Origin of the sequence: Mesorhizobium sp. B2-4-19, assembly GCF_006441315.1 — a bacterium.
Lineage (GTDB): Bacteria > Pseudomonadota > Alphaproteobacteria > Rhizobiales > Rhizobiaceae > Mesorhizobium.
On the sequence record NZ_VFUV01000010.1, the window covers coordinates 94557 to 121137 of the forward strand.

Sequence of the window (26581 nt, forward strand, 5' to 3'; positions counted from 1 at the left end):
GTTGGGCCTCCCGCGAGCCTCAACGCGCCATGGCGTGGTATTCGTCGTTCGGCCGCATGTCGATTGCCGCGGCCACCCGGTTCGACATGTTGAAGAAGGCCGCGGTCGAGGCGATGTCCCAGATGTCGCGGTCGCTGAAGCCGGCCTTGCGCAATGCCGCCCGGTCGGCCTCGACGATCTTGGCCGGCTCCTCTGTCAGCTTGACGGCGAATTCGAGCATCGCGGTCTGCCTCGGCGAAAGATCGGCGGCGCGGAAATTCATCACCATCATCTCGCCGAGCGCCGGGTCGCCCGACAGCTGGCGCACCGCGGCGCCATGCGCGGTCAGGCAGTAGTAGCAATGGTTGATGGAGGAGACTGCAACGGCAATCATCTCGCGCTCCAGCTTCGACAGGCCGGACTCACCCAGCATCAAATCATTGTACATGTCGGTGAAGGCGCGCAGTTTCTTGTCGTCGAAGGCATAGGCCTTGAGCACGTTGGGAACCAGGCCGAGCTTTTCCTCGCATTTGGCGAAATAGGCCTTTGTCGGCTCGCTCAGCTCTCCCGAGGCCAGATCAAGCGCTGAAATTTTGCCGGTCATGTGTCGTTTCTCCTCGTTGGATGATCGCTTGCCGCCGAATTCCGATAATTCTCGGCAAGCCGTCAAACCTTTGTCGCCAAACAGCGGTCATCTGCTACGATAGCCGTAAAAGCATTCGACGGGAGGGAATAGCGTCATGGCCAATCCAAAAACCGCAAATCCGCCAAAAAAGAGCGCGGTAAAGGGAGCGGCAAAGGCAGAAGACAGATCCGGCAAGCTCGCCGACTATCTGCTGGCCCGAGCTCCCGCCGAAGACATTGCCGCCTATGACGTCGCCGATCTCGTGCGCGCCGCCGATCTCGCCGGGCGCGCTGTCGCCAGACATAGAAAGGGCGATTGCGTCGTCGCCATAGATGTCGATTCCGGGGTCGTTCGCCAAGGCCGCCCGGTGACGGTGATCACCGTCGTCAACGACAACATGCCGTTCCTGTTCGATTCCGTCCTTGGCGAGATCACCGACAGCGCCGGTGAGCCTTTGCTGGTTACCCATCCGGTGATCGTCGTCAGGCACGGCAAGGGCGGCGTGGAGGAAATCCTCGGTGACGGCGGCCACGCCAAGGGCGACACCGGCCATGACCGGCTGAGCGTGATTCATGTCCATATCGGCCGCCTGCCGCCCGACCAGGCCGAAGCCTTGGCCGGTCGACTGAAGAAGCTGCTCGGCCAGGTGCGCGCCGCCGTGACCGACTGGAAGCCGATGCTGGCCCGCCTCGACCAGGCGATCTCCGAATTCCGCTACTCGCCGGTGCCACTCGACAAGACCAGCGTCACCGAGGCGATAGCCTTCCTCGAATGGCTGCGGGACGACAACTTCACCTTCCTCGGCATGCGCGAGTTCAAATACACCGGCAGCGAAAAGAGCGGCATGCTGGAGCGCGCCGACAAGCCCGGCCTCGGCATCCTGTCCGATCCCGACGTGCTGGTGCTGCGGCGCGGCACCGAAGCGGTGACCACCACGCCCGAGATTCGCGCCTTCCTGCACGGGCCGGAGCCGCTGATCGTCACCAAGGCCAATGCCAAGTCTTCCGTGCACCGCCGCATCTACCTCGATTACATCGGCGTCAAGACCTACACCGCCAAGGGTGTGCTGTCGGGCGAACTGCGCATCGTCGGCCTGTTCACCTCGACCGCCTACACGCGCTCGGTGATGAAGATACCGTATCTGCGGTCGAAGGCCGAAACCATCATTGCCAAATCCGGCTTCAATCCCGGTGATCATTCCGGCAAGGCGCTGATCAACGTGCTGGAGAGCTATCCGCGCGATGAACTGTTCCAGGTCCCGGTGCCGATCCTGCGCAAGCACGCCGAGGCTATTCTGGGCCTGGTGGAGCGTCCCCGCGTCAGGGCGCTGGTGCGTGTCGACCAGTTCGACCGCTTTGTCTCGGTCCTCGTCTTCGTGCCGCGTGACCGTTACGACAGCGTCGTGCGCGAGAAGATCGGCGCCTATCTGAAAACGGCGTTCGAGGGGCGGTTGTCGGCCTACTACCCGGCCTTTCCGGAAGGCGGTCTGGCGCGGGTGCATTTCATCATCGGCCGCTCCGGCGGCAAGACGCCGAAAATCGAGCAGGCGACGATCGAGGAAGCGATTCGCGACATTGTCCGCACCTGGGACGACGCGCTTCGGGAAACAGCGGCCGAGACCGGAGCCGATCCCGTACGGACGGCGATCGCCGCACGATTTTCCGAAAGCTATCGCGATAGTTTCTCGCCGGCCGTGGCGCTGGCCGATGCCGGGCGCATTGCCAGGATCAGCGCCGCCAATCCGATCGCCATCGACTATTACCGCCATGCCGAGCAGAAGCCGCACCAGGCGGCGCTGAAGATCTACCACCACGGCAGCCCGGTGGCGCTGTCGCGGCGTGTGCCGGTGCTGGAAAACATCGGCTTCCGCGTCATCAGCGAGCGCACCTTCGAGGTCGGCGACGACCAGCCCGGCATGATCAACGCCGATCAGCCCGGCATGGTCTTCATCCACGACATGGAACTGGAGAACAGCTACGGCAAGCCGATCGACCTTACCGATGGCGGCGCGCTGTTCGAGGACGCTTTCCTGTCGGTGTGGCGCGGCGACGTCGACAATGACGGCTATAATGGCCTCGCCCAGACCGCCGGCCTGTGGTCCGGCGAGATCACCATCCTGCGCGCCTATGGCCGCTATCTGCAGCAGGCCGGCATTCCGCAAAGCCAGGATTTCATCGCCGCGGCGCTTAACCGCTATCCGGAGATCGCGCGCGGCCTGCACGCGCTGTTCATCGCCCGGCTTGGGCCAACGGCTGAAACGGAAGGCGTGGTGGCGGCAAAGCACCTCAAGGCCAAGATCAGGGATGCGCTGGAAGATGTGCCCAACATCGACGACGACACCATCATCCGCCGCTACCTCAATCTGATCGAAGCCTCGCTGCGCACCAATCATTTCGTTGCCGATACGGACGAGAAGGGCCAGTCGCTGGCGATCAAACTCGACTCGCAGGCGATCGAGGGACTGCCGGCGCCACGGCCATGGCGCGAGATCTTCGTCTACGGTTCCGAGGTCGAGGGCGTGCATCTGCGCTTCGGCCCGGTGGCGCGCGGCGGCCTGCGCTGGTCGGACCGCGCCCAGGACTACCGCACCGAGGTGCTCGGCCTGGTCAAGGCGCAGCAGGTCAAGAACGCCGTCATCGTGCCGGTCGGCGCCAAGGGCGGCTTCTTCCCCAAGCGCCTGCCGACGGGCGGCAGCCGAGACGCGATCTTCGAGGCCGGCACCTCGGCCTACAAGAATTTCGTCTCCAGCCTCTTGTCGATCACCGACAATATCGGCCTGGACGGGGTCATCCCGCCGGCCGGCGTCAAGAGGCGCGACCCGGATGATCCCTATTTCGTCGTCGCCGCCGACAAGGGCACGGCGACCTTTTCCGACACCGCCAACGCGATCTCCGAGAAGCATGGCTTCTGGCTCGACGATGCCTTCGCCAGCGGCGGCTCTGCCGGCTATGACCACAAGAAGATGGGCATCACCGCCAAGGGCGCCTGGGAAGCGGTCAAGCGGCATTTCCGCGAGATCGATCGCGACATCCAGACCTCGCCTTTCACCGTCGTCGGCGTCGGCGACATGTCGGGCGACGTGTTCGGCAACGGCATGCTGTTGTCGCCGCAGACAAGGCTGATCGCCGCCTTCGACCATCGCGACATCTTCATCGATCCCGATCCCGACATGGCGGCCTCGATGGCCGAGCGCGAGCGCATGTTCGCGCTGCCGCGTTCGAGCTGGCAGGACTATGACAAGACGAAGCTGTCGGAGGGCGGCGTCATCGTCTCGCGCAGCCAGAAGTCGATCACCTTGCCGGCGGCGGCCGCGGCGGCGATCGGCCTGTCGAAGACGACCGCCACGCCGGCCGAGATCATGACCGCCATCCTCAAGGCGCCGGTCGACCTCCTGTGGTTCGGCGGCATCGGCACCTATCTCAGGGCCTCCACCGAAACCAATGCCGAGGTCGGCGACCGCGCCAACGACGCTATTCGCATCACGGCGCTCGACGTGCGCGCCAAGGTGATCGGCGAGGGCGCCAATCTCGGCGTCACGCAGCGCGCCCGCATCGAGTTCGGCATGAATGGCGGCCGCTGCAATTCCGACGCCATCGACAATTCGGGCGGCGTCAACTGCTCCGACGTCGAGGTCAACATCAAGATCGCGCTGGCGTCGGCCATGCGCAAGGGATCGCTGATGCGCCCGGCGCGCAACAAGCTGCTGGCCGAGATGACCGGCGAGGTCGGCGGGCTTGTGCTCTCCAACAACTACCAGCAGACGCTGGCGCTTTCGATCGCCCGCAAGCGCGGCCTTGCCGACATTGCCCACCAGGCCCGGTTCATGTCGGCGCTCGAAGCGCGCGGCCTGCTCGACCGCGCCGTGGAGACGCTGCCGTCGCCGGCTGCCCTTACCGAGCGCGAGGCGCGCGGCGAGCCGCTGACCAGGGCCGAGCTCGGCGTGCTGCTCGCCTATGCCAAGATCGTGCTGTTTTCCGACATCGTCGCCAGCGACGTGCCTGACGATGCGCATTTCGACCGTGACCTGATGGGCTATTTCCCGGACCGGATGGCGAAGAAATACGCCGCCGAAATCCACGGCCACAGGCTGCGCCGCGAGATCATCGCCCGCGTCGTCGCCAACGACCTCGTCAATCGCGGCGGCCCGTCCTTCGTCAACCGGCTGCAGGAAGCCACCGGGCGCACCGCCGCCGACGTGGTGCGCACCTTTGCCGTGGTGCGAGACGGCTTTGCGCTGCCGGCGCTCTATAGCGAGATCGATGCGCTCGATAACCAGATCGACGGCCAGGTGCAGCTCGATCTCTACCAGATGGTCAGCCGGCTGATCTATGTGACCAGCGGCTGGTACCTCAAGAACGATGCCGGCACGGCGCCGCTCGGCCAACGCATCGCCGAGCTGCAGGACGCGCGCAAGGCGCTGGAGCCGAAGCTCGTTTCGCTGCTGCCCACCTTCTCGCGAGAGCGGATCGAGGAGAAACGGCACGGGCTGTTCAAGGCTGGTGCACCGGAAAGGCTGGCAGAGCAGCTGGCGCTGAGCGAGGTGGCGGAACTCATCCCCGACATCGCGCTGACGGCGCGCACGGCCGGCGCCGACATCGTCGCCGCCGCCAAGGCTTTCTTTGCGGTCAGCGATGCCTTCCGCATCCCGCGTGTCGAGGACGCGGCGCGCTCGATCACGCCTTCGGACTACTACGACCAGTTGGCGCTATCGCGGGCCACCGACACGATCGGCGCGGCGCGGCGCGGCATTGCGGTCGCGGCGCTCACCGGCCATGCCAAGGCAGCGGATCCGGTGCCGGCCTGGCTGGAAACCGGCGGCGAGCGCGTGGCGCGCATCCGCGAGCGGCTGCAGGCGCTGACCGAAGGCGGCGACATCACCGTGTCGCGGCTGTCGGTGGCGTCTGGACTGATGAGCGATCTGACCGGGATGTGAGGCTTCGGGGGCCTGCCCTCCCCTCGAGGGGAGGGCAGCTGCGAAGCAGCGGGGTTGGGGCGGCCCGACCCCCACCCCGACCTTCGGTCCGACCTCCCCACAACGGGGTGGCGCCCGCGACGCTTGTCATTTGCATGAGCATCAGAAACATGCAGACATGGCGCCCGACGCGGGTGGGGCCGAGGGAATCATCATGGCGGTAGAGACAGTGCAGCGGGCGTCCGGGCGCGGCATCTGGGGATGGATGTTCTTCGACTGGGCGGCGCAGCCGTTCTTCACGGTCGTCACCACTTTCATCTTCGGTCCGTATTTCGTCTCGCGCATGGCTGGCGATCCCAACACCGGCCAAGCGGTCTGGGGCTACGGCATCGCCGCGGCAGGGCTGGTCATCGCCGTGCTGTCACCGATCCTCGGTTCGATCGCCGACCAGACCGGGCCGCGCAAGCCGTGGATCGCTTTCTTCGCCGCGATCAAGATCACCGGCCTCGCTTTGCTCTGGTTTGCCGCGCCCGGCTCGAACCTGTTCCTGGTCGTGGCTTTGTTCTCGCTGGCGTCGGTAGCAGCGGAATTTTCGACTGTGTTCAACGATTCGATGATGCCGCGGCTCGTGCCGAAGAGCGAGATCGGCCGCATCTCCAACACGGCGTGGGGGCTCGGCTATCTCGGCGGCATGATCGCGCTGATCTTCGTCGTCACCTGCCTCGCCGGCTCGCCGGAGACCGGCAAGACGATCATCGGCATCGACCCGCTGTTCGGGCTCGATCCGAAGCTCGGCGAGGATGCGCGCGCCACCGGACCGCTGTCGGCCGGTTGGTATTTCCTGTTCATCCTGCCGATGTTCTTCTTTACGCCCGACGCCATCAAGGGCATCCCGATCGGGCCGGCGGTGCGGGAAGGCCTGTCGGAGCTGAAATCGACGCTGGCCGAGGTGCGCAGGCGCGGCGGCATCTTCCGCTTCCTCGTCGCCCGCATGATCTACCAGGACGGCGTCAACGCGCTGCTGGCGCTTGGCGGCACCTTCGCGGCGGGCATGTTCCAGTGGTCGATCACCGAGATCGGCATGTTCGGCATCATCCTCAATGTCGTCGCCATCTTCGGCTGCTGGATCGCGGCACGCCTCGACACCGCGCTCGGCTCCAAGGCCGTGGTGATGATCGCGCTGGTCATGCTGTCTATAGCAACCATAGGCGTCATCTCGACGGGGCCAGGCTTCACGCTGCTGGGCCTGGTCCAGCTTCCGACCACCGATTCGGGCGGGCTGTTCGGCACGGCGGCCGAGAAGGCCTACATCCTCTACGGGCTGTTGATCGGCCTGGCTTTCGGCCCCGTGCAGGCGTCTTCGCGCTCCTACATGGCGCGCAGCGTGACAGCGGCGGAATCCGGCCGCTATTTCGGCATCTACGCGCTGGCCGGTCGGGCGACCAGTTTCCTGGCGCCGTTCCTGGTGGCGACCATCACCGCGCTCTCCGACTCGGCGCGGCTCGGCATGGCCGTGATCATCCTGTTCCTCGGCATCGGCATGGCGATCCTGATCAAGACGCCGTATCCGGCGGATCGGCCGGCCGAGTGAACTTACCCTGCCCCTTGTGGGGAGGGTCGATCCGCGAAGCGGAGCGAGGTGGGGGTCAGCGCTATCACCCGGCGCGCTCGCAAGCGAGCGCACCGACCCTCCCCATCCAGGGGAGGGTAAAAGTGCTCAGTGGCGGAAATGCCTAATCCCGGTAAACACCATCGCAATGCCATGTTCGTCGGCCGCCGCAATGACGTCCTTGTCGTTCATCGAGCCACCGGGCTGGATGACGGCGGTGGCACCGGCGGCGACTGCGGCAAGCAGACCGTCGGCGAAGGGGAAGAAGGCATCGGAGGCCACCACCGAGCCCTTGGTCAGCGGCTCAGCCATGCCGGCTGCCTCGGCCGCGTCGAGCGCCTTGCGGGCGGCGATGCGGGAGGAATCGACGCGGCTCATCTGGCCGGCGCCGATGCCGACCGTGGCGCCGTCTTTTGCATAGACGATGGCGTTGGACTTGACGTGCTTGGCGACCCGGAAGGCAAATTTGAGATCGGCCATCTCCGCCGGCGTCGGTGCGCGCCTGGTCACCACTTTCAGCTCGAGATCCTCGACCACAGCGTTGTCCCGGCCCTGGACGAGCAGGCCACCGGCAACGGACTTGACCGTCGTGCCGGGCGAGCGCGGGTCGGGCAGGCCACCGGTGACCAGCAAGCGCAGGTTTTTCTTCGCGGCAACGATCGCCGCGGCCTCGTCCGTGGCATCGGGCGCGATGATCACCTCGGTGAAGGTCTTCACGATGTCCTCCGCCGCTTCGGCGTCGAGCGTGCGATTCAATGCGACGATGCCGCCGAAGGCCGAGACCGGATCGCAGGCGAGCGCCTTGGCATAGGCTAATTTCAGCGACGTGCCCTCGGCGACGCCGCAGGGGTTGGCGTGCTTGATGATGGCGACCGCGGCGGAGCGGCTGGGATCGAACTCGCCGGCCAGTTCAAAGGCGGCGTCGGTGTCGTTGATGTTGTTGTAGGAGAGCTGCTTGCCCTGCAGCTGCCGCGCCGTGGCGACACCTGGGCGCTTGTCGCCATTGACGTAGAAGCCGGCGCTCTGGTGCGGGTTTTCGCCGTAGCGCATCACTTCGGCCAGCCTGCCGCCGAAGGCGCGCCAGGTCGGATGCTCGATCTCCAGCGCCTCGGCGAACCAGCTGGAAATCGCGGCGTCATAGCTGGCGGTGCGGGCAAAGGCCTTGGCCGCCAGCTTCTTGCGGAAATCCAGCGACAGCGAGCCGATGTTCATCTCCAGCGCGTTCAGCACCGATGCATAGTCGCCCGGATCGGTGACGATGGCGACATAGGCGTGGTTCTTCGCCGAGGCGCGGATCATCGCCGGGCCGCCAATGTCGATGTTCTCGACGATGGCCGCATAGTCGGCGCCGGAGCGGCGGACTTCCTCGAACGGATAGAGATTGGAGACGAGGAGGTCGATCGGCTCGATGCCGTATTTGTGCATCGCCGCCGCATGCTCGGGGTCGTCGCGCACGCCAAGCAGCGCGCCATGCACGGAAGGATGCAGCGTCTTGACGCGGCCATCCATGATCTCGGGGAAGCCGGTGAGCTCGGAGACGTCGCGCACCGCCAGCCCGGCCTCGGCGATCGCCTTGGCGGTGCCGCCGGTCGAGACCAGTTCGACGCCGGCCGCGGCCAAGGCCGTGGCGAAGTCGATGAGGCCGGTCTTGTCGAACACCGAAAGCAAGGCACGGCGTACGGGAACGAGGTCCGGGGCGGGAATGTTCTTGGCGGCGACGGCCATGGGCTGGCGGCCTTTCACGGCTGGAGGGGCAAGCCCGCGCCGTAGCACATGACATCAGGAAATCAAGCGCCGTGCACCATTCGACGGTTTGATATGCAATTTGCCGGCCCCGGGGATAGGCTGATCTTCTCGCGATGGAGGAACATCGATGGCATTTGTCCGTATTGGCCAGTTCACGGCATTACCGGATACGACCGAGCGATTGCGGGCGATCTACGAAACCGAGGCGATCCCAGCCATCCGCGCCGCAAACGGCAACATCAGCGCCGTGCTGCTGCAGCAGCATCAGGCGCGTGACACTTTCATGGCAATCACCGTATGGAGCACTGTCGAGGACGCGGAGCGCTATGACCGCAGCGGTCAGGCGGCGGCGATGGTCGACAAGATCCGTTTCGCCTTCGCCGGTCCGCCGACGCTCAGCACCTATGAGGCCTTCGGCATCCCGCAGCAGGCTTGAACGAGCCGGCCGCCTTCGCGCGGCAAATCAGCTGTTTTCCGGATAGCCGACGATGCTGGTGCGCGTCAGCTGCCAGTGGACTTCGGACATGTCGGACGCCTTGAAGGCAAGCACGATCTGCCGGCTGCGGCGCGGGCCGCCAAGACCGGCGAAATAGATCGATTCCTCGACCTCAGGCACCACTTCGCCTGAGGTGAACACCCAGCTGTCGGCCTGCTCGGCGGTCAGCACCAGGCGGTCATGTTCGTCCTGCAGCAAGTTGATGTCGGGGTGGACATGGAAGCGCACGGTGATGAAGTCACGGCCATTGTTGCGGATCGCGGCATTGCCGGGGCGCTGGAACCGGTCCCTGCCGGCCAGCACATTGCCGTTCGACGACAGTTTCAGCTCGCGCTCGTGCAGAAAGCCGAAACGCGGGACGTAGCCGTCATGGCGGGCGATGAAGCCCTGGACGCCCTTCTGGTCGATGCGCTTGCACTGCACATGCTGCGGGCCGCCGATCAGCGGCGAACCCAGCAGGTCGTTGACGCGCAGCGAATGGCTGAAGCGTGCCGACGAGGTGTCGTTGATGGTGGCGGTCGAGTGCGCGGCGGTGGCGCGGGCCAGCGGCCGGAACTCGGCGGCGCCATAGGTGTCGATGCCCGCATTGACGATGTAGTGCTGGCGGCCGGACGACAGTTCGAAGGCGAGGCAGCCGGCGTGCGCGGCGTTGGAAACATCGACCGGCGGCGGCAGGCCGGTGTCGGCGATGACGGTGACGCCGCCCATCGACAGCCGCTCATAGCCCGAATGCGGCGCGTGCAGCAGCGGCGCGCCGGCGGTGTCGTCATGCCGCAATATGGTGGCGATGCGGTCATGGATGGTGGCGCCCATGCCGTTGAAGCGGGCGAGGCTGCCATCCTGGTGGCGGAAGAAGCGCAGCGCCGGCAGCATGCGGTCGATGGCGCCGATCAGTGCCTGCGGCGGGGTCTCCGCCTGGTTGGCGTAGGTCTGGCGCAGCGGCAAAAGGTCGGCGAGGATTTCCAGCACCGACATCGGATTGCGTGAGATATGGCCGCCATCGGCGAGGATCTGGCGGTTGAGTTCCTCGGCGAGGTTGCGGGTGGCGCCGCGCAGCGCAGAAGCCGGCGCCGGCAGGGAAAGCGCGGCGAAGGCAAGTGCTATGCGGGCGCGCAGCCGGTCCTTGCCGTCGGGCATTTCGCGCGCCATCGACCTGAGGTAGCGGATCTGGACGGCCAGCGATTTCAGGAAGGCGCGATAGAAGGGGAACTCGGCGCCCTGCAGCACGACGGAGGAATGCTGAAGCCAGGCGATGACGCGCTTTGCCGTCGTCCCGGGCTCCCAGGCGATGCCGGCAATGTTGTTTCCGTGCATGGCGATCCAGTCGGACACCAGGGCGCGCGCATTGGCGGCGGCAAGTTCGGTGCCGGCAGCGCGCATGTGGCGCAGCCAGCGAAAGCCATGCAGCGTCTTCTGCCAGCCGTGATTGGGCACGTTGATCTGGAAGGGCGACTTGCCGCCGGTCTCGACCAGGTGCCCCGACAGGGGATAGCGGCCGTAATAGATCTCCAGCGCGATTTGCGGGTCGGCCAGCCGCAGGTCCGGCGGTGCGATCAGCACGCGTTCGGGCGTGCGGCCGGAATAGCGCCAGCGATAGACCGGCCCGGCGCGCAAACGCCGGCGCGTCTTGCGCCAGAACTCCTTCGCGACAAGCGTCCACAGACGCGTCGTGTTGCTGGCAGCCAGTGCCAAAAGCCCTCCTGGTCCGTCCTCTACCCCGGTGCAGAGTTTACATGAATGAACGAGTCGTGCGAAGGCGAATTCCGGGGAATGGGTCCGGGGGCCTATACCCTCGCTAAAAAAGTCAGCAAATCCTGTGAGTTAAGTCAAATGGCGCCGCACCCGCCGGCCGGACGCGAGGCGATCTGCTTTTTGTTCCATGCATGTCGTTATCCCAAAACCGCTACGCACTTTTGGGCGACATGCATTAGCCGGCGCGGCGCATGCGCGCGGCGAAGAAGCCGTCCAGACCCGAGCGTTCCGGCGCGCCGAGGTCGAGGTCGGCGGGCGTGGTGCGCAGCGTGCCTTGTAGCGTCAGGAAAGGGTCGATGCCGGCGATCTCGCCTTGCCGCAGCGGATCATCGACGACCACCGGCGTTTCCTTCAGAAACGCCAGATGCAGGTCTTCGCCTTCGAGCGGGTCGAGCGAACAGTTGGAAAAGACGATCCGGCCACCGGGCCTGACCAGCGTGACGGCGCGGGCGAGCAACCGCCTTTGCAGGTCGGCGAGCTTTTCGACATCGGCCGCCGTCTTGGTCCATGGCACGTCGGGATGCCTGCGCACCGTGCCAGTCGACGAGCACGGCGCGTCGAGCAGCACGGCGTCGAACAGCTCCATGGGCTCGTATTTGAGCAAGTCGGCCTGGACGATTTCGGCTGAGAGGCCGAGGCGGTCGAGATTCTGCGCCAGCCGCGCCAGCCGGTTTTTCGAGGTGTCGACGGCGGTGACCCTGGCGCCGGCCAGGATCAGCTGCGCGGTCTTGCCGCCGGGCGCGGCGCAGAGATCGGCGACGCGCAATCCGCCGACATCGCCGAAAAGCCGCGCCGGCAGGCTGGCCGCGGCATCCTGGACCCACCAGGCGCCTTCCGCGAAGCCGGGCAGTTCGGTCACGGCACTGGCAAGATTTTGCACGCGCACCGTGCCGGTCGGCAGCACGATACCGCCGAGCTTTTCGGCCCAGAGTTCGGGATCGGCCTTGATCGAGAAGTCGACCGGCGCCTCGTAGCGGTGCGCGGCGAGAATGAGCTTCGCCTTATCGGCGCCATAGGCAGCCCTCAGCCGGTCGGAAAACCATTTTGGCGCCTCATCGGTCGCGGCAAGAGCGGCGGGCAGTTCGGTTTCCTTGGCACGCGCCAGCGTGCGCAGCACGCCGTTGACCAGGCCGGAAAAGCGCTGCGTGCGCGGATCGGACTTGGCGTGGGTGACCGCAAGGTCGACAGCGGCGCTGTCGGGAATGTCGAGGAACAGGATCTGCGCGGCCGCCACATGCAGTATATGCGACAAAGCGGTGGCGTTGGGCGGCAGCGGCTTTTCCAGGCGCCGCGCCAGCAGACCCGTAATGGTCATGCGGAAGCGCAGCGCGGTGACCAGGATTGCCCGCACCAGGCCTCGGTCGCGCAAATCGAGCGCCTTGTATTGCGGATGGCCGTTTTCATGGTCGGTCAGTCCGTCGAGCGGCGTCCTGGCATCGATGACAGCGGCAAGCAGCCGCGCCGCCGCCTTGCGGGCGGCGAGACCGGCGACGAATTCGCCGCCGTCTCTATGATCCTGGTCGCCTGAGCCTGCGCGTCGAGATCCCGCCACGCTCACGACCACCGGCCTTTGGGTCCAGTCGGATTGCGCCCCCATGGGTTGGCCTTAGGCCTTTCCGGTTCCGCTGGGGCCGCTTGAGGGGCCTGGCCCCACGGGCCGGACGGCTGTTGTTCCCCGGCCTGCCGAGGCGCTGGTGTTGGGCGCGGGGCGGCCTGGGTGCCGCCCGCCATCTGCCGTGCCATCTCCTGCAACGCGGCGATGCGGTTTTCAGTGCTCGGGTGGGTGGAGAACAGGTTGTCCATGCGCTCGCCGTGCAGGGGATTGATGATGAAGAGATGCGCCATCGCCGGATTGCGCTCCGCATCGGGGTTGGGAATGCGTTCGGCGCCGCGGGCGATCTTGTCAAGCGCCGATGCCAGCCACAGCGGGTGTCCACAGATTTCGGCACCGCGCCGGTCGGCCTCGTATTCGCGGGTGCGGCTGACCGCCATCTGCACGATCATCGCGGCAAAGGGCGCCACGATCATCGCCGCCAGCACGCCGACAAAACCGAACGGGTTGTTGTTGTCGCGGTTGCCGCCGAGGAAGAAGGCGAAATTGCCGAGCATCGAGATGGCGCCGGCGAAGGTGGCGACGATGGTCATGGTCAGCGTGTCGCGGTGCTGGACGTGGGCGAGTTCGTGCGCCATCACGGCCGCGACCTCTTCATGGGTCAGCCGCTGCAGCAGGCCGGTGGAGGCGGCGACCGCCGCGTTCTGCGGGTTGCGGCCGGTTGCGAAGGCGTTGGGCTGCGGGTTGTCGATCAGATAGGTCCTGGGCATCGGCAGCCCGGCCTGCTTGGCCAGCGCCTCGACGATGGCGTAATATTCCGGCGCGTTCTTCTCATCGACCTCGACGGCGCGGTTCATCGACAGCACCATCTTGTCGGCGTTCCAGTAGCTGAACAGATTGGTGCCGGCGGCGATCAGCAGGGCGATCATCATGCCGCCCGAACCGCCGATCAGGAAGCCGACGCCCATGAACAGCGCCGTCATCGCGGCAATAAGCATGGCGGTGCGAAGGGTGTTCATCGTCTGCTCCTGGCGTGGCGGTAAAAGGGGGTCGATCGCCGTGGGTTCATGGCTATATGATGGGAAACACCTGCCGCTGTTTCAATCCGCGTGGAATATCGCATGACCGACGAAACCAGTAAAACGCCAGCCGGCCCGAACGACGATGCGCCGCCAAGAGACCTGTCGCCCGCCGCTCGCCGCGCGCTGGCGGAAGCCGAGGCAAGGCGTATCGAGTATCACCAGAAGGAAGCCGCACTGCCGAAGGAAGTCGGCGGCCGTGGCGGCAAGGAACCCGGCCGCTATGGCGACTGGGAAGTCAAAGGCCTGACCAGCGACTTCTAAGGTATGCCGATATTCAGGTGAGGCCGGCCTGCAAGCGATGGTTTCCTGCGCTTCCGGTGCTCACGTACTTTAGTACGCTCCGCTCCGGTTCTCGGAAACCATCGCTTTCGACTCGGCCTGACCTGAATCTCAACACACCTTTAGACGGGCGTTGCGTCACATCTTTAGGCAGCGTTGCGCTGCGCCTCAAGCGCCAGCCAGCCGCGCTCGTCGATGGTGATGCCGACATTGTCATAGCCCGCGATCGCGGCATGCTGCGTCGGCAGCGGGTGCGAATGCGTGGCGCTGATCACCATGACCGCGGCTTGCGCGGCCTCGGCCGCCGCGATGCCGGCCGGAGCATCCTCGAACACCAGGCAGTCGCGCGCATCGAAGCCGAGCCGTTGTGCGCCAAGCCGGAAACAGTCGGGGGCCGGCTTGCCACGCGAGACGTCTTCAGCCGCGACGATGACCGCGGGGACAGGAATGCCGGCAGCCTCCATGCGTGCAAGCGCCAGGGAGCGCGGCGCCGAGGTGACGATCGCCCAGCTTTCGCCCGGCAGCGCCTTGAGAAACGCCACGGCGCCGGCGATCGGGACAATGCCGTCGAGATCGGCGGCCTCGGCCTTCAGCAGCAGGTCGGCCTCATGCGCCGGGTCGACGCCTGGAAGGGCGAGGTTAGTGATGGTCTCGATCGCCCGCACGCCGTGGATCGTCGGCAGGAAGGCGGCGACGTCGAGGCCATGGCGGTGCGCCCAGTCGCTCCACACCCGCTCCGCCGAGGCGATGGAATTGATGAGCGTGCCATCCATGTCGAAAAGGAAGGCCGCGAATTTTCTGCCAGCAAACATGATTTTCCTTGAAGTCGGGGGGAGCGTGTCGAGGGAGGGCTGCACAACCGTAACGTCAAGGCGCGGGCATGGAAAGGCACGAGGGCGTATTTTGCGGCGGTCCAGGGAACCACAGCCATCTCGCGACGTTGGAACGGCATTGCTTTCCATGACGATCGAAGGGGACCTGTGATGCTGATCCGGCTCGGCTACGAAATCGCCATTGAGTGCGCAGAGGCTACTCCGATGATTTCGCTGCTCGAGATCCACAAGGACAGGCAAGCCGACATCAAGCGGCAGACGCGGGTTCTGACCTCGCCTTCGGTGCCGACCAAGCTCTACCATGACCTGCATGGCAATGGCTGCCGGCGCTTCACCGCACCAGCCGGCACCTTTCGCATCCTCTATGACGCAGTGATCGAAGACAGTGGCGAGACGGACGAGGTCAACACGCTGGCCCGGGAAGTGCCGGTGGCCGAATTGCCCGACGAGGTGCTCGTCTATCTCCTGGGCAGCCGCTATTGCGAGACCGATCACCTCAGCAGTCTCGCCTGGCAGCTGTTTGGCCATCTTCCTTCCGGCTGGGCGCGGGTGCAGGCGATCGTCGACTATGTCCACAACCGGCTGTCGTTCGGCTATGGCTATGCGCGTTCGACCCGCACGGCGGCGCAGGCGCATGAGGAGCGGGTCGGCGTCTGCCGCGACTTCGCCCATCTGGCGATCACGCTCTGCCGCTGCATGAACATTCCCGCGCGCTATGTGGACGGCTATCTCGGCGATATCGGCGTGCCGATCGATCCGGCGCCGATGGATTTCTCGGCGTGGATGGAAGTGTTCCTTGACGGCAAATGGTACACGTTCGATCCACGCCACAACCGGCCCAGGACAGGTCGTGTCGTCATCGCGCGCGGCCGCGACGCCACCGACGTGCCTTTGCTGCACAGTTTTGGTCACCATCGGCTCAGCCTGTTCAAGGTGTGGACCTATGAACAGGAAGGCAATCTGTTCAATCCGCCCTATCGCGGTATCGACAGGACCGTCAGCGCGCAGATGCTGGCCTAAGGTATGTTGATATTCAGGTGATGCCGGCCTGCAAATGGTCGATACCCGCGCTTCCGGTGCTCACGTGAAAAGTACGCTCCGCTCCGGTTCTCGGTATCAGCCATTTTTCGACTCGGCCTGAGTTGAATCTCAACACACCTTGGTTCCCGTCGCGCCCCAATTAACTCAGCAATCTCGGGACAGTTGGCCCGTTGCGGCACAGAAGGCCCGTGCCGCATCAGGACGGTGCGGAGCATTCCGTCATTGCTTCGATCCCAGCATGGTAAGCGGTCCGTTAACGCGGCTGATGCCGCAACTTTTCGTTTACCAGTCATTTACCTTCGAAACAGCCGAAGTCCAACAAAAACAAAAGGTTGAAGGTTAGGGCTCGGTTCCGGCGCTCGACGAGCGGCTTCCGGCTGGAATCCTGCATTGCCCTCATTGCGGCGACGGGGCCGAGGCAAGCGGAGGCTGTTGGATGCGAAATTACGGGGGTCTTGTTCACGCGGTTGGCGGGTTCGCCAGACACAGCGGGGGAAATTTCGCGATCCTGTTCAGCTTCGCGGCCTCGGTCTTGGCGCTGGCCGCCGGGTTCTCGGTCGACATCTCGCAGCTCTACAACGCCAAATCGAGCCTGCAAGGCGTGGTCGACGCCGCGGTGACATCGACGGCCCGCGACCTGACGACCGGGGTCATCAAGGAGGCCGACGCCAACAAGGCAGTGCAGAACTTTCTCGTGGCCAACAGCACGGCGGGCATTCTGCAGCCCGACCAGATCGTGCTCGACAAGCTTATCGTCGACAGGACCGCCAAGACGGTGCAGGCGGACGCCCATGTCGATGTCGCCTTGTTCTTCCCGGTTTTCGGCATGGGCAATACGAAGCGCGTCACCGCGTCGACGACATCGCTTTATTCGGACAAGACCATCGAAGTGGCGATGATGCTCGATGTGACAGGATCGATGGCTGGCGAGAAGATCAAGGACCTGAAAACCGCTGCTGCCAACGCAGTGGACAGTTTCCTGGGCGGCCAGGACCCGAACAGGCCGCGGGTGCGCGTTTCGATCGTGCCCTATGCCAACTCGGTCAACGCCGGTCAGCTGGCCGCCAGCAGCGTCTATGTCGAAACCAACACCGGCCAGCGTAAGCAGGCGCCCGGTAATGCAAGCGCTCAGCTTGCGTCCGCGTCGCCGCGCCCGGACAATTGCGCCACCGAACGCAAGGGGGTCGATCAGTATTCGGATGCGGGTCCCGACTCCAGCATGGTCAATCGCGACTATCTTTTGTCCGGCTTTGCCGCGAATACAGGCACCGCCGCTTGTCCGGTCGCCGCGCTCGTGCCTTTGACGGCCAACGCCACCACGCTCAAGAATGTCATCAAGGATCTTGTCGCCTCGGGCGGTACCGCCGGCCATATCGGCGTCCAGTGGACCTGGTACATGCTCTCGGAAAGCTGGGGCAGTGTGCTCAACGCCTCGGAGCGGCCTGCCAAGGCCGACGCGAAGAAAGTCGGCAAGTACGCAATCCTGATGACGGACGGCGAATTCAATCTGTCCTATTTCGATGCCACCAGCGTCGGCGGGGTCTACAACGACGCCGGCAAGGAAACGACCCGCACGGCTGCGACAAAGCTCTGCGCTGCCATGCGCGACAAAGGCATAGAAATCTTCACGATCGGCTTCAAACTCGATGAGGCAAATGCGGCCACGACGCTGCAGACCTGCGCCAGCCCCGATACGGGCTCAGCCAAGCACTTCTACCAGGCCGCCGACGGCGTCGAATTGGATACGGCCTTTCAGACGATCGCCCGCAACATCGAAACCCTTGCGTTGACGAAATAGGGCTCGGCCCAACGGAAAAGGCCGCCGCTTCTTTCGAAGCCGGCGGCCTTCCGTGTTTCCGTCCGTGGCGCGGCCTGTGGCGGCAACCCCTTCGGGTTACCTGCCGCGCATCTCGCGCCTTAACGGGAAGACTGCTTCCCGAAAGTGCAATCCGCTGAGGCCACGTTCTGGAAAACGAAATCACTCGACATCGGATCACCTCCTTTCGATTTGTTGAACACATCCTCATGATGGGGTGCGTTGCAGCAAATGACAAGATGCCGGGCTGAAAAAGGCGTCCCGCCGGAGAATGCCGCGCAGTCAGGTGCAATGCTTCGGCTTGCGGTCCACGGCCGAAACGGACAACATGGCGTTATCGGCAACGGGAGGGACCATGGACGCCACCGAGAGGGCCGCGCGCATCATTCGAACCGTGATCGGGGCGCTGCAGCCGGGCTTTGCCGTCAGGCTGTGGACCGGGGAACGGATCGGCCCCGCAGGCGGTCCTGTGCTTGCCATCAACGACCAGGACATCGTCTGGCAACTGGTTCGCAGGCCGACTTTCTCGACGCTGGTCGAGATGTGGATTTCCAAAACCGTCGATATCGAAGAGGGATCGCTGTTCGATTTCTACGCCCTGCCTTCGCAAGGCAAGTTGAAGACAAAGCTCAGATCGCTGCCGAAGCTGGCGATTCTGCGCGACCTCCCGGCCGTGCTGCTTTCGCGAAAGCAGATGACGGCACGCACCGATCTATCGGGACGCAATCCTTATGTTAGCGGTTCGAACAAGGAGGCGATCCAGCATCACTACGACATTTCGAATGCTTTCTACCAGCTCTTCCTCGACGAACGAATGGTCTACAGCTGCGGCTATTTCAGGGATTTCGCCAACGGCATAGACCAGGCGCAGATCGACAAGCTCGACCACATCTGCCGCAAGCTCCGGCTGAAGCCGGGCGAAAGCCTGCTCGACATCGGCTGCGGCTGGGGGGCGATGCTGATCCACGCGGCGAAGCACTACGGCGTCGTCGGCCGTGGCGTGTCGCTGTCGGAAGAGCAGACGAAGCTGGCGCGCGAACGCATCCGCGCCGAGGGACTCGAGGACCGCATCACCATCGAGATAAAATCCTACGCCGAGCTTTCCGGCACGTTCGACAAGATATCGTCGATCGGCATGTTCGAGCATCTGGGCCTCGCCAACCATGCGGCCTATTTCTCGACCGTCCACCGTTTGCTGAAGCCCGGCGGCATCTACCTGCACCACGCCATCACGCGGCGCAGCAAGGGCGACCCGAAGAAGACCCTGCGCAAAGGGCCGGAATACAAGGCGCTGATCAAATACATCTTTCCGGGCGGCGAGTTCGACACGATCGGCATGACGCTCGGCAATCTCGAGGCGCATGGTTTCCTCGTCGCCGACGTCGAGAATTTGCGCGAACATTATGCCCGCACATGCAGGCTGTGGGCCGAGCGCCTGCACGCGCGGTTCGACCAGGCCATCGCCGAGGTGGGCGAGGCCAGGGCTCGCCTGTGGCTGCTTTACCTGACCGGCTGCTCGATCACCTTCGAACGCGCTTCGGCGCAGATATTCCAGACCGTCGCGACCAAGCGCGCGCGGGGGCCAAGCGGCCTGCCGCCGACGCGGGCGGATCTCTATCGGTAGCTACAGAAAACGCATAGCATCGCCGACCTTGATACCGGCCGGCCGATCCACCGTGCAGTAGACGCCGAGATTGTGGGCGTTGTGGCGGACCAAGTTGCGCAGGATGCCGGGATCGTGGTCGAAGCCGTCCTGCGCGATGATGGTGAAGCCGCAGCGCCGGCATGGCTCGGAGACGGTCAAGAGCAGGTCGCCGATGGCGAGCTTGCGGCCGACCCATTCCGTCTCGGGAAACGAACCCTCGACCGCCGGCATGTCGACGACGATGTTGGGGCGGAAGCGGCGCGGGTCGGGGGCGCCATCGGGATGCAGCGCCTTCAGGCGCGCCAGCGACGCCGTGGTCAAAAGGTGGATGGGCGCCTTGCTGTAGCGGGCAGCGGTGACCGGACCGGCATAGGCCGGCGGCGCATTCTCCCGGCCGAAGGGCCGGATCGAGGCGGCGAAGCCGAGATAGGCCGATATGGCACGGTCGCATTCGGCGCCGGGTGCGCTCAGCCAGTCGCCGTCGGGGACGGCGACCTCCAGGTCGCGATCATTGGCCAACCGGGTGCGAATGCGCGGCACCTTATGCCATTTCGCCTCGCGGTCGGGCCGCGCGATCTCATTGTCCGAGGTATCGACGAGGCCGAACATGCGGTCGCCCGCCATGCCCGCCGGCCCGACCAGGATGGCGTCCTGGCACTCGCCGGCAAGCGAACTCGCCGGATAGCGCCAGAGCTGCGCGACAGTGCCGATATCATTCATTCCGCTGGTCTCTCCTTGGCCGGGCTTCCCGCGACCTTCGACCAGTCGTTTTCAGCCCTTCTTGTTCTGCCGGTTGGCGATGAGATCGTCAACGACGGCCGGATCGGCGAGTGTCGAGGTGTCGCCAAGTGTGGCAAAATCGTCCTCGGCGATCTTGCGCAGGATGCGGCGCATGATCTTGCCCGAGCGTGTCTTGGGCAGGCCGGGAGCGAACTGGATCTTGTCGGGCGAAGCGATGGCACCGATCTCCTTACGGACATGGGCGATGAGCTCCTTGCGCAGTTCCTCGGTCGGCCCCACCCCTTTCATCAAGGTGACGTAGCTGTAGATGCCCTGGCCCTTGATGTCGTGGGGATAGCCGACGACGGCGGCTTCGGACACCGTGTCATGGCTGACCAGCGCCGATTCGACTTCCGCCGTGCCCATGCGGTGGCCGGAGACGTTGATGACATCGTCGACACGGCCGGTGATCCAGTAGTAGCCGTCGGCGTCGCGGCGGCAGCCGTCCCCAGTGAAATACTTGCCCTTGTAGGTGGAAAAATAGGTCTGCACGAAACGGTCGTGATCGCCATAGACGGTGCGCATCTGGCCCGGCCAGGAATCGGTGATGCAGAGATTGCCGTCGGCCGCCCCTTCCAGCACCTTGCCTTCGCCGTCGACCAGCTGCGGCTTGACGCCGAAGAAGGGCCGCGTCGCCGAGCCGGCCTTGAGGTCGGTGGCGCCCGGCAGCGGCGTGATCAGGATGCCGCCGGTCTCGGTCTGCCACCAGGTGTCGACGATCGGCACCTTGCCGTTGCCGACGACGTTGAAATACCACTCCCAGGCTTCCGGGTTGATCGGCTCGCCGACCGAACCGAGCACGCGCAGTGATTTGCGCGAGGTCTTCTTGACCGGGTCGTTGCCGGCGCCCATCAGCGCGCGCAGCGCGGTCGGGGCGGTGTAGAAGATGTTGACCTTGTGCTTGTCGATGACTTCCCAGAAGCGCGACTGCGAAGGGTAGTTCGGCACACCCTCGAACATCAGCGTGGTGGCGCCGTTGGCGAGCGGGCCATAGACGATGTAGCTGTGGCCGGTGACCCAGCCGACATCGGCGGTGCACCAGTAGATGTCGCCGTCATGGTAGTCGAAGACATATTGGTGCGTCATCGAGACATAGACAAGGTAGCCGGCGGTGGTGTGCAGCACGCCCTTGGGCTTGCCGGTCGAGCCTGAGGTGTAGAGGATGAACAGAGGGTCTTCCGCCTTCATCTTCTCGGGCTTGCACTCGGCCTTCACCGTCGCGACCTCGTCGTGATACCAGAGGTCGCGGCTCGGCGCCCAGCCGATCTTGCCGCCGGTGCGGCGCACGACGAGGACGTTCTTCACCTTGACTAAGTTCTTCGCGGCGATGTCGATCGCCTTGTCGGTGTTTTCCTTCAGCGGAATCGACTTGCCGCCACGCAGGCCCTCATCCGATGTGATGACGAAGGTCGATTCGCAGTCGACGATGCGGCCGGCCAGCGCATCGGGCGAGAAGCCGCCGAAGACGATCGAATGGATGGCGCCGATACGCGTACAGGCCAGCATCGCATAGGCGGCTTCGGGGATCATCGGCATGTAGATGGTGACGCGGTCGCCCTTCTTGACGCCGTGCTTCTTCATCACATTGGCGAGCCGGCAAACGTGCTCGTAGAGCTCGTTGTAGGTGATCTTCCTGTCGTCGTAGGGGTTGTCGCCTTCCCAGATGATGGCGGTCTGGTTGCCGCGCTTCTTCAAATGGCGGTCGATGCAATTGTACGAGACGTTGGTCAGCCCGTCCTCGAACCATTTGATCGAGACCTTGCCGTCGAAGGAGGTGTTCTTGACCTTGCTGAATGGCTTGAACCAGTCGATGCGTTTGCCGTGCTTGCCCCAGAACTTGTCCGGGCTCTTGATGCTGTCGGCGTACCATTTCAGGTAGGTGTCGTTGTCGATCAGCGCGTTCTTCTTCCACGCCGGCTGGACGCGATGGACATGAACCTCGGACATTCCTGACTTTCCTCCCAAACCAATCCGCCAGCTTGAACCGCCGGCAGGATCGCGGCGAAGCGGCCGCGAATTCGGCGGCATTATTACCAGTTCCGGCGTTACGGCAATATTAGACGTTGGATTTGCGTGGCGGGATGCCGCAGGGGCATTGGCGCACGTTGTCAGCACTCAGCTCAGCTCGCTGCTAACTGTATGTTTTCGCGTCGAAAAGCCTGTTTCGATCAGGAAAAATCAATAGACAGTTAAGCAACGGCGCGCACAATCTGACGTTGGGAGGAAAGGAGACTCAACCAAGGGACCGCCAAGGGGGCAGCAATGCGCGACCATGCCGAAATGGACCTGATGCTCAAAGGCTATGGCCTGACCACGGCCAAGATTCTCTATCATTTCCCCGACCATCCCCATCTGCTGCAGAGTTTCATCTGGCAGGACTACGACATCGCCCCGACGTTTCCGGTGCTGATCAAATTCATCGAATTCTGGAAGGCCAAGCTCGACGGGCCGCTGCACTCGGTTGTCTACACGCACCAGAAGCTGATCGCGCCGAACGAATGGCGCAAGGTGGATGGCGAGTTCGTGCTGCACTGACGCCGCTGCGGACGGTCTGTTTCCTTTCTCGTGCGGCGACAGCAATGCGGCCGTCGGCTATCCTTCGCCGGCGGCGCGGCAAGGCAGGGTGCCCAGGGCGGCGTCCGCGATCGGGAGAACGGACATGACCGCTTTCGACTATGCCGCGCTGCTGCTTCGGGTCAGCGTCGGCGGCCTGTTTCTTGCCCATGCCTATCTGAAATACGCCATCTTCACGCCAAAAGGCACGACCGATTATTTCCAGTCACTCGGCGTGCCCGGCTATTTCGGCTTGATCGCCATCGCCGCCGAAACGGCCGGCGGTCTCGGCCTGATCTTCGGCGTTGCCACGCGGCTGGCGGCGATCCTGCTCATTCCCCTCATGCTGGGCACGGTCGTGCTCGTTCATGGCAAGAATGGTTTCTGGTTCACCAATGCAGGCGGTGGCTGGGAATATCCGGCGCTATGGATCGTCTGCCTGATCGTCATCGCCCTGATCGGCAGCGGCCAGCCGGCACTTTGGCCTATCTGGGGGTAGGGCACTCCGGGCCTGGGCCGTGCGTCACACGACCCACGCAAGGAGATGTCAGACCGCCGGCGGGTTGAGCCGGGCAAAACCTTCCTGGCGGCGATAGGGGAAATACGGATAGGGCGCGGTGACTTCGCTTGCGGCGTCGAGTTTCTTCACCTGTTCGGGCGTCAGCGACCAGCCGGCGGCGCCGAGGTTCTGGCGCAATTGCTCCTCGTTGCGGGCGCCGATGATGACGGAGGAAACGGTCGGGCGCTGCAACAGCCAGTTGATGGCGATCTGCGGCACGGTCTTGCCGGTTTCCCGCGCCACCGCGTCCAGCGCATCCATCACCCGGTAGAGATGTTTGTCCTCGACCGGCGGGCCGAAGCTAGCGGTGTCATGCAGCCGGCTCTTTTCCGGCAGCGGCTGGCCGCGGCGGATCTTGCCGGTCAGGCGACCCCAGCCGAGCGGGCTCCACACCAGCGCGCCGACGCCCTGGTCGAGGCCGAGCGGCATCAGTTCCCACTCATAGTCGCGGCCGACCAGCGAATAGTAGACCTGGTGCGCGACGTAACGCGGATAACCGTGCTTGTCGGCCTCCGCCAGCGACTTCATCACCTGCCAGCCCGAGAAGTTGGAGACGCCGACATAGCGCAGCTTGCCGGCGCGCACGAGCTCGCCCAGCGTCGACAGCACTTCCTCGATCGGCGTGCCGGCATCGAAGGCATGCAGTTGCAACAGGTCGATATAGTCGGTGCCGAGGCGCTTCAGCGCGGCGTCCACGGATTTGATGAGGCGTGAACGGGATGAGCCGTAGTCGGCCGGCCCATCACCCATCGGCAAGGACGTCTTGGTCGAGATCAGCACGGCATCGCGCCGGCCCTTGATGGCTTCGCCGAGCACCTCTTCCGAGGCGCCGTTCGAATAGACGTCGGCGGTATCGAACAGATTGACGCCGGCTTCCAGGCAGATGTCGACCAGCCGCCGCGCTTCCCTGGCGTCGCTGTTGCCCCAGGCGCCAAACAGCGGACCGGAGCCGCCAAAGGTTCCGGCGCCGAAGGAAAGTGCGGGCACGTTGAGGCCCGATGCGCCGAGACGTCGATAGTCCATTTTCTTACTCCTGGTGGTTTGGAAAGGGGTGTTGAAAAAATCCCGTCCGCCGACCGGCGTCAGGGCCGGACGGAGACGGGTGCGCCGAGCGCGTTGGCGCGATCGAGGCGCAGGGCCAGTCCGGCCACGGCGAGTGCCGCGACGGGCAGCAAGGCGGCGACCCAGGTGAGCGAACCCAGCCCGAGGCCATGGGCGATGACCGCGCCGCCGAGCCAGGCGCCGGCGGCATTGCCGAGATTGAAGGCGGCGATGTTGAAGGAGGAGGCCAGGCTCTGGCCGGCGCCTTGCGCCTTGTCCAGGACCCACATCTGCAGCGGCGCCACGGTGCCGAAGGCGGCGGCGCCGAGCAGGCCGACATAGATGACGGCCATGACCTGGCTGTGGATGGCGAAGCTCATGGTCGCCAGCACCAAGGCGAGCACCACGAGGCTGCCCAGCACCGCCGGCACCAGCCAGCGGTCGGCGACCTTGCCGCCGGCGAGGTTGCCGGCGATGAGGCCGCCGCCGAAGACGAGCAGGATCGGCGACACGGCGGCTTCCTTGAAGCCGCTGATCTCGGTCAACAGCGGAGCGATGTAGGTGAAGACGGCAAAGACGCCGGCATAGCCGAGCACGGTGGTGGTGAGGCCGAGCAGGACCGGCGTGCGGCGCAGCACGGCAAGGTCGGCGCGCAGGTCGCTCCTTTCGGGCGCTGCCTGGCTGCGCGGCACCAGGGCCAGGATGACGGCGAAGGCCGCGAGGCCGACCAAGGTCACCGCCCAGAAGGTCGCGCGCCAGCCGAAGGCCTGGCCGAGCCAGGTGCCGAAGGGCACGCCGAGGATGTTGGCGATGGTGAGCCCGGTGAACATCAGCGCGATCGCCGACGCCTTCTTGTTGGGCGCGACCAGGCCGGTGGCGACGACAGAACCGACACCGAAGAAGGTGCCATGGGCAAAGGCGGTGATGATCCGCGCGCCCATCAGGGTCCAATAATCGGGCGCCAGCGCACAGGCGAGGTTGCCCAGCGTGAAGATCGCCATCAGCGCCAGCAGCACGGTCTTGCGCGGCCAGTTGCCGGTGGCGATGGTGAGCAGCGGCGCGCCGATGACGACGCCCAGCGCATAGCCCGAAATGAGCTGGCCGGCGGCCGAGATCGAGACGCCGAGGTCTTTGCTGACGTCGATGAGCAGACCCATGATGACGAATTCGGTGACGCCAATGCCAAAGGCACCGGCGGCGAGGGCGTAGAGAGCAAACGGCATGGCGGTTCCCACTTTGGCGACGACGAGCGCCTTGTCCAAACCGCGCTCCGAGCCAAAAGATCGTGTCGTCATGCACTGTGAACCAGACTTGCATCGGGCACATTTTCTGTGAAATAGATTCACAAATGGCCAGACCCGACATCAACCGCTCCGGCGAAATCGAAGTGTTCGTGCGCGTGGTCGAGGCCGGTAGCTTCTCGGCGGCTGCGCGCACGTTGCGCATGACGCCGTCAGCCGTCAGCAAGCTGATCGCGCGTCTGGAAGCCCGGCTCGGCGCGCGGCTGATCAGCCGCTCGACACGCAAGCTGCAGCTGACGCCGGAGGGAACGGCGTTCTACGACAGCGGATTGCGTATCCTGGCCGACATGGCCGCAGCCGAGCGCGAGGCGGCGGCGGGTGCCGCACCGCGCGGGCGGCTGCGCGTCAACACTTACGTGCCCTTCGGCGTGCACCGGCTGATCCCGCTCTTGCCGCGCTTCCTCGAACGCTATCCCGAAATTTCGGTGGATCTGGTGCTGACCGACAGCGTCATCGACCTGATGGCCGAACGCGCCGATGTCGCCATCCGCGCCGGGCCGCTCGGCGAATCGCGGCTGGTGGCGCGCAAGCTCGGGCAAAGCCCGGTGGTGGTGGTTGGGGCCCCGTCCTATCTCGAAGCGCACGGCAAGCCGCTGACGCCGGCCGATCTCGATGGGCATAATCGCATGGGCTTCGGCTTCGTCAGGCATATCGATGGCTGGCCGTTTGTCGACGCTGCCGGCAACGCGGTCTTGGTCCCGATCAGCGGCAACACGCTGGTCAGCGACGGCGAGGCGATGCGGCTGATGACGCTGGCCGGAGCCGGCATCTCCCGGCTGGCGCGCTGGCATGTCGCGGCCGATATCGCTGCCGGGCGGCTGGTGGCGCTGCTGGAGGATTTCAATCCGGGCGACGAGGAGGCGACCCATGCCGTCTATGTCGGCCAGGGCCGGCATCTGCCGGCGCGGGTGCGGGCCTTTCTCGATTTTCTGGCCGAGACCGTGCGGCTGACCTGACATGACACTCGGGAGCCGAAGGGC

At 64.8% G+C, this 26581-nt stretch carries 20 protein-coding genes; 10 read left to right on the top strand and 10 right to left on the bottom strand.

Annotated elements, in window-relative coordinates; translation table 11 throughout:
- Nucleotides 1–19: 19 nt before the first annotated feature.
- Nucleotides 20–583, bottom strand: a complete 564-nt coding sequence (locus tag FJ546_RS18425) for a peroxidase-related enzyme (protein WP_140890634.1) — start codon at nt 581–583, stop codon at nt 20–22.
- 136 nt (nt 584–719) lie between these two features.
- On the opposite strand from FJ546_RS18425, the gene FJ546_RS18430 reads away from it, so the two are divergent.
- A complete protein-coding gene (locus FJ546_RS18430; RefSeq protein WP_140890635.1) occupies nt 720–5537 on the top strand; it encodes an NAD-glutamate dehydrogenase in 4818 nt (1605 codons plus the stop codon).
- Nucleotides 5538–5730: 193 nt separating this feature from the next.
- Nucleotides 5731–7107, top strand: coding sequence for an MFS transporter (locus tag FJ546_RS18435; protein ID WP_140890636.1), 1377 nt, complete (start codon nt 5731–5733; stop codon nt 7105–7107).
- A gap of 126 nt (nt 7108–7233) precedes the next feature.
- Here the strand turns inward: FJ546_RS18435 and purH are convergent, their stop codons facing one another.
- Nucleotides 7234–8850 (bottom strand): bifunctional phosphoribosylaminoimidazolecarboxamide formyltransferase/IMP cyclohydrolase, encoded by a 1617-nt coding sequence (purH, locus tag FJ546_RS18440; protein ID WP_140890637.1) that lies wholly within the window; start codon nt 8848–8850, stop codon nt 7234–7236.
- 148 nt (nt 8851–8998) lie between these two features.
- Here purH and FJ546_RS18445 point away from each other — a divergent pair, with 148 nt between their 5' ends.
- Nucleotides 8999–9307 (top strand): antibiotic biosynthesis monooxygenase, encoded by a 309-nt coding sequence (locus tag FJ546_RS18445; protein WP_095790281.1) that lies wholly within the window; start codon nt 8999–9001, stop codon nt 9305–9307.
- 27 nt (nt 9308–9334) lie between these two features.
- Here FJ546_RS18445 and FJ546_RS18450 read toward each other — a convergent pair whose 3' ends face one another.
- The 3 genes from FJ546_RS18450 to htpX all read right to left on the bottom strand — a co-directional run bounded on the left by FJ546_RS18450 (nt 9335) and on the right by htpX (nt 13690).
- On the bottom strand, nt 9335–11059 hold the full coding sequence (locus FJ546_RS18450) for a heparinase II/III family protein (protein ID WP_140890638.1): 1725 nt from the start codon (nt 11057–11059) through the stop codon (nt 9335–9337).
- Nucleotides 11060–11294: 235 nt separating this feature from the next.
- Complete coding sequence (locus FJ546_RS18455; RefSeq protein WP_181167992.1) at nt 11295–12683, bottom strand: RsmB/NOP family class I SAM-dependent RNA methyltransferase; 1389 nt, start codon at nt 12681–12683, stop codon at nt 11295–11297.
- Nucleotides 12674–13690: a zinc metalloprotease HtpX gene (gene htpX, locus FJ546_RS18460; RefSeq protein WP_140890640.1), complete on the bottom strand. Its 1017-nt coding sequence runs from the start codon at nt 13688–13690 to the stop codon at nt 12674–12676. Before htpX ends, FJ546_RS18455 begins: the two co-directional genes overlap by 10 nt.
- Nucleotides 13691–13792: 102 nt before the next feature.
- Between htpX and FJ546_RS18465 the strand changes: the two genes are divergently transcribed.
- Entirely contained in the window at nt 13793–14014 is a 222-nt protein-coding gene (locus FJ546_RS18465; protein WP_140890641.1) for a DUF1674 domain-containing protein, read from the top strand.
- Nucleotides 14015–14178: 164 nt separating this feature from the next.
- Here FJ546_RS18465 and FJ546_RS18470 read toward each other — a convergent pair whose 3' ends face one another.
- Complete coding sequence (locus FJ546_RS18470; protein ID WP_140890642.1) at nt 14179–14844, bottom strand: HAD-IA family hydrolase; 666 nt, start codon at nt 14842–14844, stop codon at nt 14179–14181.
- A 171-nt stretch (nt 14845–15015) separates the two neighbouring features.
- Here FJ546_RS18470 and FJ546_RS18475 point away from each other — a divergent pair, with 171 nt between their 5' ends.
- The 3 genes from FJ546_RS18475 to FJ546_RS18485 all read left to right on the top strand — a co-directional run bounded on the left by FJ546_RS18475 (nt 15016) and on the right by FJ546_RS18485 (nt 19346).
- Complete coding sequence (locus tag FJ546_RS18475) at nt 15016–15885, top strand: transglutaminase family protein (RefSeq protein WP_140890643.1); 870 nt, start codon at nt 15016–15018, stop codon at nt 15883–15885.
- 457 nt (nt 15886–16342) lie between these two features.
- On the top strand, nt 16343–17704 hold the full coding sequence (locus FJ546_RS18480) for a TadE/TadG family type IV pilus assembly protein (RefSeq protein WP_140890644.1): 1362 nt from the start codon (nt 16343–16345) through the stop codon (nt 17702–17704).
- 373 nt (nt 17705–18077) lie between these two features.
- Nucleotides 18078–19346, top strand: a complete 1269-nt coding sequence (locus tag FJ546_RS18485; protein WP_140890645.1) for a cyclopropane-fatty-acyl-phospholipid synthase family protein — start codon at nt 18078–18080, stop codon at nt 19344–19346.
- On the opposite strand, the gene FJ546_RS18490 is transcribed toward FJ546_RS18485, so the two are convergent.
- Together FJ546_RS18490 and acs are read right to left on the bottom strand one after the other, a co-directional pair.
- Nucleotides 19347–20087 (bottom strand): MOSC domain-containing protein, encoded by a 741-nt coding sequence (locus FJ546_RS18490; protein WP_140890646.1) that lies wholly within the window; start codon nt 20085–20087, stop codon nt 19347–19349. It abuts the gene before it with no gap.
- 51 nt (nt 20088–20138) lie between these two features.
- Nucleotides 20139–22094, bottom strand: a complete 1956-nt coding sequence (acs, locus tag FJ546_RS18495; protein WP_140890647.1) for an acetate--CoA ligase — start codon at nt 22092–22094, stop codon at nt 20139–20141.
- 315 nt (nt 22095–22409) lie between these two features.
- Here acs and FJ546_RS18500 point away from each other — a divergent pair, with 315 nt between their 5' ends.
- Complete coding sequence (locus FJ546_RS18500) at nt 22410–22682, top strand: usg protein (RefSeq protein WP_019861862.1); 273 nt, start codon at nt 22410–22412, stop codon at nt 22680–22682.
- Nucleotides 22683–22806: 124 nt separating this feature from the next.
- Nucleotides 22807–23199 (top strand): DoxX family protein, encoded by a 393-nt coding sequence (locus FJ546_RS18505; RefSeq protein ID WP_140890648.1) that lies wholly within the window; start codon nt 22807–22809, stop codon nt 23197–23199.
- 48 nt (nt 23200–23247) lie between these two features.
- Here FJ546_RS18505 and FJ546_RS18510 read toward each other — a convergent pair whose 3' ends face one another.
- Nucleotides 23248–24282, bottom strand: coding sequence for an aldo/keto reductase (locus tag FJ546_RS18510; protein ID WP_140890649.1), 1035 nt, complete (start codon nt 24280–24282; stop codon nt 23248–23250).
- Between the two features lie 59 nt (nt 24283–24341).
- Complete coding sequence (locus FJ546_RS18515; protein ID WP_140890719.1) at nt 24342–25523, bottom strand: MFS transporter; 1182 nt, start codon at nt 25521–25523, stop codon at nt 24342–24344.
- 125 nt (nt 25524–25648) lie between these two features.
- Between FJ546_RS18515 and FJ546_RS18520 the strand changes: the two genes are divergently transcribed.
- Nucleotides 25649–26557, top strand: a complete 909-nt coding sequence (locus tag FJ546_RS18520; RefSeq protein WP_140890650.1) for a LysR family transcriptional regulator — start codon at nt 25649–25651, stop codon at nt 26555–26557.
- Nucleotides 26558–26581: the final 24 nt, after the last annotated feature.